Below are 13,324 nucleotides of genomic sequence, written 5' to 3'. Positions count from 1 at the left end.
TTTAATGTCCGGCTCCAACTTCAGCTTTTATTGATTCAGCCTTTTCTATTGCTTCACTTATACTTCCCACCATATAAAAAGCAGCTTCTGGCAGGTTATCATATTTACCTTCAATAATTCCTTTAAAACTAGAAATAGTATCAGAAAGTGAAACAAATTTGCCAGACATGCCAGTAAATACCTCCGCAACATGAAAAGGTTGAGAAAGAAACTTCTGAATTTTACGAGCTCTATCAACAATAATTTTATCTTCATCAGATAGTTCATCCATACCAAGTATTGCGATAATATCTTGCAGCGACTTATAAGTTTGCAATATACGTTTCACTTCAGAAGCCACATTATAATGCTCTTCACCAATGATTTCAGCAGATAAAGACTGAGAAGTTGAGTCAAGTGGATCAACAGCAGGATATATACCCATTTCAGCTATCTGCCTTGACAACACTGTGGTTGCATCAAGATGAGAGAATGTCGTTGCTGGAGCTGGATCGGTCAAATCGTCTGCAGGAACATATATAGCCTGTACAGAAGTAATAGAACCAGCAGTAGTTGAGGCTATTCTCTCTTGCATAGCGCCCATATCAGTCGCAAGAGTTGGCTGATAACCAACAGCCGACGGTATTCTTCCAAGCAAAGCAGAAATTTCAGAGCCAGCTTGAGTAAAACGGAAGATATTATCTACAAAAAATAGAACATCTTGATTTTCATGATCACGAAAATACTCCGCCATAGTTAGTGCTGTTAAAGCAACCCTAGCCCTTGCTCCAGGAGGTTCATTCATTTGACCATAAACCAAAACGGCTTGAGATTTTTCGTGCTCATTTATATCTATTACATTCGAAGTAATCATCTCGTTATAAAGATCATTACCTTCACGCGTTCTCTCTCCTACTCCAGCAAACACAGAAAATCCTTTATGAGCTTTTGCTATGTTGTTAATCAGCTCCATTATCAGAACTGTTTTACCAACACCAGCTCCACCAAATAAGCCAATTTTTCCTCCTTTAAGATAAGGAGCAAGAAGATCTATAACCTTTATTCCTGTAACTAAAACCTCTTCCTGTATCTTCTGCTCGGTAAAACTTGGAGGTGATCTATGTATAGGTTCTAAATTATACTTTCCTTTTAAAGGACCACACTCATCTATAAGCTCTCCTACAACATTAAAAATCCTTCCTAAAGTTGAGCGCCCAACCGGAACTGATATTGGTGCACCTGTATCAACAAACTCATCACCTCTTGACATACCATCTGTGCTATCCATAGCAATGCAACGAACTATATTGTCACCTATATGTTGTGAAACCTCTAAAACTAGCCCCTTGCCCTTACATTTTAGTTTGCTTTTCAAAGCATTAAATATCTTAGGTAACTCGCCTTCAAATTTTAGATCAACAACTGCTTGAGTTATCTTAACCGTTCTACCTATATTCATCTCTTTCATCACCTAACACTATAATTCTATAAAAGAACTTCTAAAAAATAAATCTTATATTATTAACAGAAATTTTGCAATATTAAAACACTTACTAGTTACGTTTCATTATAAATAGTGCAAATGCATTCAATAGCCAAGTAATAACAAACAGCACCAAACTAAGCGCATAAGCAGCAAGAGTTTGCACACTATTGAAATCCTGATCTCCGGTAAGTAATGTAGCAATTTGTACAGTGATAGTAGTAACTGAATTGAGAGGATTAAAGGTCAAATTTGCATTGATTCCCACAGCCATTAGTACAATCATTGTTTCACCTATCACTCTTGAAATTGATAATAAAATTGCACTTAAAATTGTAGGCATTGCATAAGGTATTGTTATATGCCATATAGTTTCCGCTGGTGTTGCGCCAAGCGCCATAAAACCATAACGTAAACTTTTTGGAACAGATCTTATAGCATCTTCAAGCAAAGAAATAATAAAAGGAAGAATCATTACCCCGATCGATAAACCAGCAATCAAAGCACTTTCTGAGTGTATACTTAAATTAAAAAAACTTGCTACCTGCTTTATAAAAAAAGACAAAAATACAACTGAGAAGTATCCATATACAACAGTAGGAATAGCAGACAAAACCTGTAAGGCTGTATTAATAACATAACGCACTTTTTCACTCGCATACTCACTAATATATATTGCAGAAAATAAACCAAGCGGCACCGCAACTAACATTGCTACAATAGTTATAAGTAATGTCCCCACTAAAAGTGGCGCTATACCAAAACATCCCACCTCTCCTTCGCCGATAATAGCTACATTATGCTTCCATTTTAAGCAAAATAAGAATTCTGAAATAGCTACTTTGTTAAAAAAAGAAATGGACTGAATAAAAATAGATAGCATTATAAATAAAGTGATAAAAAGTGATATGGTTAAAGCCATAAATAACAAAAATTTTACCATCTTATTTCTTTTATCTTTAAAGATAAAAATCAGCATAAAAAAAAGTAACGCTATAGAAATAGAAGTTATAAAATAACCACCATAGAGTGCTAACAAACAAGCTAACATCCACATACAACTCAAATACATATAAGACTTAACTTTACTTACTGCTTGAAACCTACTCAAACAAAATAAAAGGATTAGTAAAACAGGTATGCCTATAATTAAATTCATTTTTCCATATATCAAATTTTATTCAATAAGAATGCCATAGAAGTTGACCATTATTTGACAATAGAACAAAATAATTTAAAATAAATAGTCATATTAATATAAAAACAATGAAAAGAACATTTCAACCAAAAAATTTAAAAAGAAAGCACAGACATGGATTTCGTTCACGTATGTCAACAAAAGCTGGAAGAAAAATTCTTAATAAGCGTCGTTCATTAGGGTGTAATAAATTATGCGCATAGTAAGCATAAAAAAAAAGAGTTTTCCTTTGCTTTTAAAAACAGATTAGCACCTGACAGTCTTTTTTATCGAGGGGTATATATATCACTATATGCTATAAAAGAAAGAGAACCTGAAAAGTATATTCATGTTATTAGAGTAGGTCTGGCTATCAGTAAAAAAGTCGGAAAAGCAGCAAAAAGAAATAAAATAAAAAGGCAATTACGAATGCTAGCTAAAGTTAGCATTTCTAATATAAGTAATGTAGGATACTATTACATAATACTAACCCATAAAAACATTATGCAAGTAGGCTATAAAAATTTACAAAAAGACCTTAATATTTGCTTAAGAAAGATAAAATAAGAAGAAATTTTCACTAAAGTATTTACAGCTATATTTTTTATGATAAAATAAGCAAAGTTTTTAAAATAAATTAATAGATGTGGGTGCTTGATGGTAGAGAGTATAGAAAAACAAGATAAAAAGCTCGATACAAATAATGCTGAAGAGAGTTTTTATGAATATAGAAAGTCTAGCTATCGTACACAATGGGAAATGGCATTTGAACAAAGCCAATACTTAGAACAAAATAAAGATAATCCTAGAGGGAAGTTGCTAAATTTTAATATAGAAGCAACTCATTACAATAAGAGAGTAGTTTGATAAAAGTACCCGTTCAGGGAAGTGGTTCAAGAAATGATAGGCAGGGAATTGTATAGTTCTCTTTGTTTTCATGTTAAGTATAATGAAATTATCCTTTCAAGTTCCTAGCTCTGATTACGTAAAATATGAGCTTTTACAGTAAACGATATAATGACTAATTTGCTGTTCAGCGTGATAGTGAAATACTTTCTGGTTTACTTAAAAAATTTCACATCATTCTTTCAGATTTTAAAATATTTTTCGCAACTTGAGAAGCTCCAATTGCTTCAGATAGGTAGCTTCAAGTAATACCTTATACGTTTTGCAACTTTCTTACACTTCTGTTAAAACATCTATTTCACTTTTTAATAAAGCTTTTTTTAGTACAAATAATTCAGTGGATCGTTTTTTAAGTAACAGCCCAGAATTTTAACTTCAATAGTCCAGCTATGTTTCAAATTACCTGTCAGCGACTATTACGATTGCAACATACACTGTCTTTTAAATCTTCTTTCCCTTTAAAACTTGCAGTATTGCTTCAGCACTAACCAAGTTTACCTTTATTATAACACGTTGATGCGCAAAACCTCAGTTTTCTTATTCGATTTGCTCATACACCTTTTTGCATTTTGAAGGAACTCTATATTCACTATTTGATACGCTTTCAATTCACATTAAAAACATCACTTATAATTCTTACGTTTTGAATTTTTATAGAATCCACTGAGTGCTACAATTATCACCTAACTCTTGGACCAAATGTATCTGCTTCTTGGTAGTTTGCTACTTCTTCTTTCTCCTCATCTCCAACAACTTAATTAATATTCAATTATATAAAGTTTGATTTTCGGAAGATCAATTGTTTGATGATTTGTTAAATGTTGCTATCTCTCTTCCTTATTTGCAAACAAGTGAGAAATTCTACTTTTTAAATTTTCTACTTTTATTTTAAAGTTTTCACAGAGTTCTAAAAGATCAGTTATATTACCTCACAGCTACTCTATGCTTACCTTGTTTCATCGCTCTACTGAACAGATATAAATAAAAAGAAATTTTTATAAACTTGGCAACGACCTACTTTCCCTTTTTAAGTATCATCGGCGCTAAAAAGTTTCACTTCCGAGTTCGAAATGAGATCGGGTGGTTCATTTTTGCTATAGCCACCAAGTCAACAAAAATTTCTGACTTAACAAATTTTAATTTAATATTTAACACTGCATATGCACATATAGAAAGCAAATAAATCAATCAGGCTATTAGTACCAGTTAGCTTCACATGTTACCATGCTTCTACACCTAGCCTATCAACGTGGTAGTCTCCCACGGCCTTAATTGGGAAATTTTTTTGAAGAGGGTTTCTTGCTTATATGCTTTCAGCAATTATCCCATCTATACATAGCTACCCAGCGATGCTATTGGCATAACAGCTGGTACACCAGAGGTATATACATCTCGGTCCTCTCGTACTAGAGTCAGATCTTCTCAAATTTCCTTCACCCACGGCAGATAGAAACCGAACTGTCTCACGACGTTCTAAACCCAACTCACGTAACACTTTAATCGGCGAACAGCCGAACCCTTGGGACCTTCTCCAGCCCCAGGATGTGATGAGTCGACATCGAGGTGCCAAACGGTGTCGTCGATATGAACTCTCGAACACCATCAGCCTGTTATCCCCGGCGTACCTTTTATCCGTTGAGCGATAACCCTTCCATACAGAATTACCGGATCACTATGACCGACTTTCGTCTCTGCTTGGTTTGTCAACCTCGCAGTCAGGCAAGCTTATGCCATTATACTATCAAGCTGATTTCCGACCAGCTCTAGCTTACCTTCGCACGCCTCCGTTACTTTTTAGGAGGCGACCGCCCCAGTCAAACTACCCACCATACAATGTCCTAGTTCCAGATAATGAAACATAGTTAGATATCAAAAGTGTAAAGGGTGGTATCTCAAGGTTGACTCCATTATAGCTAGCGCCATAACTTCAAAGTCTCCCACCTATCCTGCACATCACACCTTTAATAGCAATGTAAAGCTATAGTAAAGGTGCACGGGGTCTCTTCGTCTAACCGCGGGTACCCCGCATCTGCACGGGGAATTCAATTTCGCTGAAGTGATGTTGGAGACAGTGGAGAAATCGTTACGCCATTCGTGCGGGTCGGAACTTACCCGACAAGGAATTTCGCTACCTTAGGACCGTCAGTGTTACGGCCGCCGTTTACTGGGGCTTCAATTCAGAGCTTGCACCCCCCCTATTAACCTTCCAGCACCGGGCAGGCGTCAGACCCTATACTTCCACTTACGTGTTTGCAGAGTCCTGTGTTTTTAGTAAACAGTCGCTACTCCCTATTTTGTGCCACCTACTCATAGTTGCCTAAAAGCAGGTTACCCTTCTTCCGAAGTTACAGGTATAATTTGCCGAGTTCCTTCAACATCATTCTTTCAACACCTTAGTATACTCTACTCATCCACCAGTGTCGGTTTACGGTACGGCCTCATAAATATAAGTGCTATTTCCTGGAGCTTCTTTTAAGCATAGATCAATCCAATAAGACCTATACAAATACAAAACCCGTCACACTTAAGAGGTTTAGGAATATTAACCTAATTGCCATCGACTACTCCTTTACGGACTCGCCTTAGGAACCGACTAACCCTACGCAGATTAACTTAACGTAGGAACCCTTAGATTTTTGGTGAGAGTGTTTTTCACACTCTTTTACGCTACTTATGTCAGCATTCTCACTTCCGATATCTCCAGCAGTTTTCACAAACCACCTTCACAGACTTACGGAACGCTCCGCTACCGCGCCTACTAATCGAAATCAATAAGCACCCACATCTTCGGTATACAGCTTTAGCCCCGGTACATTTTCGGCGCAGAAAAACTTATTTAGACAAGTGAGCTGTTACGCTTTCTTTAAAGGATGGCTGCTTCCAAGCCAACCTCCTAGTTGTAATGGTTTTTCTACTTCCTTTCCCACTTAGCTGTAATTTTGGGACCTTAGATAGTGATTTGGGCTGTTTCCCTTTCCACCACGGACTTAGCACCCATAGTGTGTCTGCTGTATAATTAATTATTGGTATTCGGAGTTTGGTTAGATTTGGTAAGATGATGAATCCCCCTAGTCTATCCAGTGCTCTACCCCCAACAACATAAATACAACGCTCTACCTAAATAGATTTCGCGGAGAACCAGCTATTTCCAAGTTTGATTGGCCTTTCACCCCTAATCACAACTCATCCAATAATGTTGCAACATTAACTGGTTCGATCCTTCAGTATGTTTTATCATACCTTCAATCTGGTCATGACTAGATCACTTGGTTTCGGGTCTAATCCATAAAACTAAACGCCCTATTCAGACTTGCTTTCGCTACGCCTACACCTAACGGCTTAAGCTTGCTTCATAGATTAACTCGCTGACCCATTATGCAAAAGGTACGCTGTCACTCTAGATATCAATAAATTGATATAGAGCTCCAACTGTTTGTAAGCACTTGATTTCAGATTCTATTTCACTCCCCTCCCGGGGTTCTTTTCACCTTTCCCTCACGGTACTTGTTCACTATCGGTCGTTAAGGAGTATTTAGGCTTGGAGGATGGTCCCCCCACATTCAAACAGGATTTCACGTGCCCCGCTCTACTCAAGGATTTAAAAACTTTCTATTTATACAGGACTATCACCTTCTATGGTTACCATTTCCAGAGTATTCTAATTCTTATTTTTAAATCACTAGCCTTTTCCGCTTTCGCTCGTCACTACTAACAGAATCTCGGTTGATTTCTTTTCCTTTGGCTACTTAGATATTTCAGTTCACCAAGTTTGCTTTATATACTTAGTATATAATAACTAGCTAAGCTAGTTGGGTTTCCCCATTCGGAAATCTGCGGATCAAAATTTGTTGACAATTTCCCACAGCTTATCGCAGCCTGCCACGTCCTTCATCGCCTCTTAACGCCAAGGCATCCATCAAGTGCTCTTAGTAATTTATTTACTGACTATATGTAGAATATGCAGAGTTAAATATTAACTTACAATTGAATTGAGATTAAATAATCTCTACCATAAAACTTTTCAAACATCTAAAAACTAATCTTTTATATGTTACAATCTGATAAATCATATGTCAACGCCTTTTTACACAAAACATTTACCTATTATTATCAACAACAATATACCAGCAATCTTAAACAGTACAATCTGAGAAATATTCGACAAATTGATATGTACAGAAAAATTAATGAAAAAGATATTTTGTAAGATAAAATGTGTTAAAATTAGTTACCTAAAAATGAAAATGAACATTTGGAGTATTTCTAATGTATGAAAAGTAATCTATCTTTTATAAAAAACTTTGCTTTAAATTGTATATCTAAGCTCACTGGCTTATTAAATATTAAACAAGTAAAAAATTTCATTATGGATAAATACAATACTCTCCATAAAGAAATTGTAGTGTTTCTTGAAAAATCTAAAAACCGGTTAAATACCAACATTGAAATCGGGTTATATCATTTCTATAAAGGTAATATATCAGATGCAAAGTTAAGATTTTGGTTAATTAGCATATTCTACCCCAATTTACCTATAATCTGGTATAATATTGGAAGATGTCATTTTGCAGTAGGAAATACTAATAAAGCTTATAATTATTTAACAAAGACGCTAAAATTAGATAGTAGTCACAAAGAAGCTTCTTACTACTTAAAAAAAATAACAAACACATCAGATATCGTAGAATTGCCTGAAAATCTCATAAAACAATATTTTGATTACACAGGTGAATATTTTGTTGAACATTGGTTGATTGCCAAACAGTACAGAGGACATGAACTAGTACATATGATAATCAAAAAAATCTTTCACAACTCCACTTCTGAACTGAATATACTTGACCTTGGTTGCGGTACTGGAATATGTGGTCACTTCCTAAAAATAAATAATATTAGAAGTCGCATAACAGGAGTTGACATCTCAAATAGAATGCTCAATATTGCAAGAGGATGCCTTATAAAAGGTAAACCTGTTTACGATGAGTTAATACATACAGAAATGAAAGAGTTTCTTAAACAACAGAAGAACCAGCAGTATGATGTAATTATCTTTGCTGAAGTGCTACACTATCTACATGATTTTCTAGCAGAATTGGAACTAGCAAAAGGATTGACAAACAAAAAAGGGGTTATTGTATGTTTAGTAAGAAGAAAGGAAAGTAAAGGTATTGACTTTGTAAACAAGGGAGATTATTTTCGTCATTCAGAAGATTATATTCAGCATGTTGCAAAAAAAACAAATATGCAAATAAGTCAAATGAGTTACTGTAAAATATATGGCAGCCAAGTTGATGGTATCTTGTTTGCATTACAGTATCCACAAAAAAATTTAACAACTTAATCGAGAAATCGCTCAAATAAATGTCTATATTATCATAAAAGGAGCCTTATGAATTACATTGCTATTAACTACGCAAAGGATAGTAAATTAACTGATTTTGGAAAAGCAGTTCTATTGGACAGGTATTTAATAGAAAATGAAAGTTATCAAGATCTCTTTATACGTATTGCCAATTACTACTCTGATAATAAAGAGCATGCACAACGTCTTTATGATTACATGAGCAATTTATGGTTCATGCCTTCAACTCCAATACTTAGTAATGGTGGTACCAAGAGAGGATTGCCTATTTCCTGCTTTCTTAACGAAACTGAAGATAGCTTGCAGGGAATAGTTGATTTATGGAATGAAAATGTTTGGCTCGCTGCACGTGGTGGTGGAATAGGTAGTTATTGGGGAAATTTACGTTCAATTGGTGAAAGTGTCAAAGGTAGCGGTAAAACATCAGGAATTGTGCCATTTATCGTAGTACAAAATGCTCTGACGCTTGCAATCAGCCAAGGATCCTTAAGAAGAGGAAGCTCAGCAGTTTATCTTCCTGTATGGCATCCAGAAATAGAAGAGTTTCTAGATTTACGTAAGCCAACTGGTGGTGACCCAAATCGCAAAGCATTAAATATACATCATGCTGTAATAGTAACAGATAAGTTTATGCAAGCTGTTGAAGATGATCAAGAATGGAATTTAATAAGCCCTCATAACAATAAAGTTATTTCAACAGTAAAAGCACGGGATATATGGATTAAAATATTAACAGCAAGAATTGAAACTGGAGAACCTTATATTATCTTTCTTAATGCAACAAATAACAATAAACCAGAACCTTACAAAAAGCTCAATTTAGATATCAAAATGTCAAACCTATGCAGTGAAATAACTTTAACTACAGGTTACGATCACCTGAACAAGTCACGCACTGCTGTATGTTGTTTATCATCCGTAAATCTTGAATACTACGAAGAATGGAAAGATAATGAGCTTTTCATAGAAGATATAATGCGTTTTCTTGATAATGTATTAGAGGATTTCATATACCAAGCACCAAATGAAATACAGCGAGCAAAATATTCCGCAATAAGAGAGCGTAGTATCGGTCTTGGCGTGATGGGTTTTCATTCATTTTTACAAAGTAAAATGGTTCCTTTTGAATCAGTAACAGCCCAACAATGGAATAAAAAAGTATTTAAGCATTTGCGCGAGCAAGCAGATGTAGTTTCTAAAAAATTAGCAGAAGAAAAAGGGCCATGTCTTGACGCTAAAGAAATCGATCTAATGGAAAGGTTCACACATAAGCTCGCTATTGCTCCAACTGCCTCAATTTCGATTATCGCAGGCAACACTTCCCCTGGAATAGAGCCATATGCAGCAAACGTATTTATACAGAAGACATTGACAGGTTCATTTGTAGTACGAAATAAATTCTTGCAAAAACTACTAGCAGAAAAAAATCAAGACAATGATGAAACATGGTCCTCAATTTCAACAAATGAGGGTTCTGTTCAGCATTTAGATTTTCTTAGCAAGCATGAAAAACTGACATTTAAAACAGCATACGAACTTGATCAACAATGGATCATAGAACATGCAAGTGATAGAACTTCTTATATTTGTCAATCTCAATCAGTAAATCTGTTCTTACCTGCCAATGTGCATAAACGTTACTTACATAAAATACATATGCTTGCTTGGAAAAAAGGATTAAAGAGCTTATACTACTGCAGGTCACAATCAATGCAGAGAGCTGACAAGATTTCTCATGATATATTCAAAAAAAGCGAAATACTGCAGCAAAAAACAGATATTAATTATGATGAATGCCTATCATGCCAATAGATTTATGATATTGAATTTACAGATCATGTAACAAATAACGATGTAAAAAACAAAAAATCTCATGAATGCTCTATAGAAACCTCAATGAATTTTTACAATCCATCCCAAAAGATAAACGGTTAATGTGCCTTGATATGGGAGAAAAACAAATAGGCATAGCGTTTAGTGATAAAACACAGCTTATAGCTACAGCTCATAGTATATATTATAGAAGAAATATGAGCAAAGATTTAGGTTATCTAAATAGAGTACTTAAAGAAAATGAAGCTGGATCAATGGTAATAGGACTACCATTCAAAATAGATGACCAAGAAACTGAATGGTGTAAAGCAATAATCCAGTTTGCAAATAAAATAATAAAAAAATGTAAAGTACACATATACCTACAAGACGAAAGTCTATCAACATCTCTTGCAACTCACGCACTAAAAATTACTGGAATATCAATCACAAAATCAAAAAAAATAGATGATAAAATTGCTGCATGTATTATTCTGCAACGAACGTTAGATAAGATAAATACCATCAAATAGTTTTTTTAACTGAATTCATGTAAAACTATTCAATAAAACAAGAACTTCTCGTATAAGCATGACAAATTGCTGTAGCAAGAGCATCAGCAGTATGATGACATTTTATATTTAAGTTTTTAACTATTTGCTTCACCATAAATATAATCTGATCCTTATCAGCATGACCATTTCCGGTAATGCTCTTTTTTATATAGTTTGCATCATATTCATTCATGGGTAAATCCGTCATTTGTAATATTAAAATTGCAATTGCTCTTGCATATCCCAAAGTTAGTGAAGATTTTGGATTTTTATTAACAAAAATTTTTTCTACAGCAGCTTCATCTGGAGAGTATAAAGAAATTACTTTCTTTAATTCTTCAAAAATTATATGTAGACGCTCACCTATACCCGACTTACTATCAGTTGATATGGTGCCACCATCCAAAAATTTAATATTATTTTTTTCTTCCAGGCTGATAATAGTCCAACCAGTCTTACTCATCCCTGGATCTAGGCCTATTATTTTAATCACTTAATAAAGGCTTAACCAATAAACAAACACAAATAAAAATATCCAGACTACATCAACAAAGTGCCAATACCAAGAGGCAAATTCAAAGCATAAATGATCTTGAGGTGTAATTTGATCTCTTCGAGCTCTAAACAAACACACTGACAAAAATATTATACCTATTATAACATGCATACAATGAAAACCAGTAATCATGTAAAAGTTGGATGTATAGATAAGTTTCTCTCCTGCTTCTTGTAGAGAAAAACTTGCTTCATAATACTCAATTGCTTGCACTATTATAAAGAAAATTCCAAGCAATATAGTTATAGATAACATTTTAATCATGTTTTTTTTATCATTTTCAAGTAAAAAATGATGTGCTGAGGTAATTGTTGTACCAGAAAGTAATAATATTAGTGTATTCATAAATGGTAACGACCACGGATCAGGTGGTAAAATCCCTTCAGGGGGCCATTCAATTTTTTTTGTAGGAGAAAACGCTTCAAACAAAAAAATCGGATCAAGCCAGGCTTTAAAGAATGAACAAAAGAACGCTATAAAAAACACAACTTCCGAGAGGATAAATAAGTACATTGCAAGCTTGAGTCCATGTTTTACAATGGCAGTATGGCATTTATCATAAATTGCTTCTCTTATTACATCTCTCCACCAATAAAACAGCACCCCTGATACCGCAGAGATTCCCAAAACTAAACCAAATATTCCAGAAATTTGTTTATGGAGTGTACCAACTAATCCAAGTGCAAGAACAAGAATTGCTGCTGATATAGCAATTGGCCAGGGACTTGGATCTACTAAATGAAAATCATGTTCTTTACTTTTCATATCATCTTCAAAAATACGTACCAAGCATACAAATTAGCTTAAAATTGTCAATATTTCTTAAAATTTTGATCAAATTTTGAAAAATTATATGCGCTATTCCAAAAGCCTAACTCAAATTGTGCAGTTATTTTAAATAATTCGAGCATTCTGGTTCTTTCACTTTCCCTTACTTTATTACAATACTCGTCAACAATATCTTCCAAAGCAACACATCCAGATTCCATCAAGCTACTGCTAAAAAAATCAAACCAATTCTTATACCTATTATTTTTTTTAATTTTATTTCTCATATTATCAACAACAATTTTATATATAAAATGGCAAGAGTAAAGAACTGTTACAGCTTCATAAACATCGCTATATGAAGTAGACAAAAGAAAGTTAGTAAAATTGAAACACTCAAGCGACTTTTCTCCACGATTTATGGAGTATACAGTAAAGTAGTGGTCGTATAACACTCTCATAATCTCTATTCCTCCTTTAGCCACCCCAATCAATGGAACAATGTTATTACAACTCTCCATTTTTGATGCAATCATTAAAACAGTACGAACATAATCAGCTAAAAAGAATGCATCTTGTTGTATATAAAATTTGAAGTTTTCTATGTTTAAAGTATTATTCACTAATTCAACATTGAAAGGATGCTCAATAATATCCTTTAAAAGATTTGACCCATAATAGCTCTTAATTATACCACTAAACATCAGATAAACTAGAATATAATTTA

At 34.3% G+C, this 13,324-nt stretch carries 11 protein-coding genes, 2 rRNA genes and 1 pseudogene; 6 read left to right on the top strand and 8 right to left on the bottom strand.

Features of this window, described 5'->3' with window-relative positions; translation table 11 throughout:
- Position 1 precedes the first annotated feature (1 nt).
- Both atpD and pstC read right to left on the bottom strand, forming a co-directional pair.
- Entirely contained in the window at positions 2 to 1,438 is a 1,437-nt protein-coding gene (atpD, locus tag AAGD63_RS01675) for a F0F1 ATP synthase subunit beta (protein ID WP_341813603.1), read from the bottom strand.
- Positions 1,439 to 1,532: 94 nt separating this feature from the next.
- Positions 1,533 to 2,621: a phosphate ABC transporter permease subunit PstC gene (gene pstC / locus AAGD63_RS01670; protein ID WP_341813602.1), complete on the bottom strand. Its 1,089-nt coding sequence runs from the start codon at positions 2,619 to 2,621 to the stop codon at positions 1,533 to 1,535.
- Between the two features lie 107 nt (positions 2,622 to 2,728).
- On the opposite strand from pstC, the gene rpmH reads away from it, so the two are divergent.
- From rpmH to AAGD63_RS01655, 3 genes are all read left to right on the top strand, one after another.
- Positions 2,729 to 2,863, top strand: a complete 135-nt coding sequence (rpmH, locus tag AAGD63_RS01665) for a 50S ribosomal protein L34 (protein WP_015588337.1) — start codon at positions 2,729 to 2,731, stop codon at positions 2,861 to 2,863.
- Entirely contained in the window at positions 2,847 to 3,206 is a 360-nt protein-coding gene (gene rnpA, locus AAGD63_RS01660) for a ribonuclease P protein component (RefSeq protein ID WP_341813790.1), read from the top strand. Before rpmH ends, rnpA begins: the two co-directional genes overlap by 17 nt.
- Positions 3,207 to 3,296: 90 nt before the next feature.
- Positions 3,297 to 3,506 carry a hypothetical protein gene (locus AAGD63_RS01655; protein WP_341813601.1) on the top strand — a complete coding sequence of 70 codons (210 nt, stop codon included), beginning with the start codon at positions 3,297 to 3,299 and terminating at the stop codon, positions 3,504 to 3,506.
- Positions 3,507 to 3,623: 117 nt separating this feature from the next.
- On the opposite strand, the pseudogene AAGD63_RS01650 reads toward AAGD63_RS01655, so the two are convergent.
- The 3 genes and pseudogenes from AAGD63_RS01650 to AAGD63_RS01640 form a co-directional block, all read right to left on the bottom strand.
- Positions 3,624 to 4,354 (bottom strand): annotated as a pseudogene (locus tag AAGD63_RS01650) (IS66 family transposase); the annotation flags it as partial.
- Between the two features lie 192 nt (positions 4,355 to 4,546).
- Positions 4,547 to 4,653: ribosomal RNA gene (gene rrf / locus AAGD63_RS01645) — 5S ribosomal RNA — on the bottom strand.
- A gap of 67 nt (positions 4,654 to 4,720) precedes the next feature.
- Positions 4,721 to 7,485, bottom strand: a 23S ribosomal RNA gene (locus AAGD63_RS01640).
- A gap of 330 nt (positions 7,486 to 7,815) precedes the next feature.
- Here AAGD63_RS01640 and AAGD63_RS01635 point away from each other — a divergent pair.
- The 3 genes from AAGD63_RS01635 to ruvX all read left to right on the top strand — a co-directional run bounded on the left by AAGD63_RS01635 (position 7,816) and on the right by ruvX (position 11,252).
- Positions 7,816 to 8,886, top strand: coding sequence for a methyltransferase domain-containing protein (locus AAGD63_RS01635; RefSeq protein WP_341813600.1), 1,071 nt, complete (start codon positions 7,816 to 7,818; stop codon positions 8,884 to 8,886).
- 48 nt (positions 8,887 to 8,934) lie between these two features.
- Positions 8,935 to 10,719, top strand: a complete 1,785-nt coding sequence (locus AAGD63_RS01630; protein ID WP_341813599.1) for a ribonucleoside-diphosphate reductase subunit alpha — start codon at positions 8,935 to 8,937, stop codon at positions 10,717 to 10,719.
- Between the two features lie 65 nt (positions 10,720 to 10,784).
- The gene (ruvX, locus tag AAGD63_RS01625) at positions 10,785 to 11,252 is read left to right on the top strand and encodes a Holliday junction resolvase RuvX (RefSeq protein ID WP_006012162.1); all 468 of its coding nucleotides are present in this window, start codon (positions 10,785 to 10,787) and stop codon (positions 11,250 to 11,252) included.
- A 25-nt stretch (positions 11,253 to 11,277) separates the two neighbouring features.
- Here the strand turns inward: ruvX and ruvC are convergent, their stop codons facing one another.
- From ruvC to AAGD63_RS01610, 3 genes are read right to left on the bottom strand one after another with little or no spacing between them, the layout of a single operon-like run.
- Positions 11,278 to 11,766, bottom strand: coding sequence for a crossover junction endodeoxyribonuclease RuvC (gene ruvC / locus AAGD63_RS01620; protein WP_006012163.1), 489 nt, complete (start codon positions 11,764 to 11,766; stop codon positions 11,278 to 11,280).
- A complete protein-coding gene (locus tag AAGD63_RS01615; RefSeq protein ID WP_006012165.1) occupies positions 11,767 to 12,594 on the bottom strand; it encodes a cytochrome c oxidase subunit 3 in 828 nt (275 codons plus the stop codon).
- A gap of 47 nt (positions 12,595 to 12,641) precedes the next feature.
- Positions 12,642 to 13,301 carry a TenA family protein gene (locus AAGD63_RS01610; RefSeq protein ID WP_341813598.1) on the bottom strand — a complete coding sequence of 220 codons (660 nt, stop codon included), beginning with the start codon at positions 13,299 to 13,301 and terminating at the stop codon, positions 12,642 to 12,644.
- Positions 13,302 to 13,324 lie beyond the last annotated feature (23 nt).

The organism is Wolbachia endosymbiont (group B) of Germaria angustata (genome assembly GCF_964026725.1).
GTDB classification, from domain to species: Bacteria; Pseudomonadota; Alphaproteobacteria; order Rickettsiales; family Anaplasmataceae; genus Wolbachia; species Wolbachia pipientis_C.
This window is presented reverse-complemented; position numbering and strand designations above follow the sequence as displayed.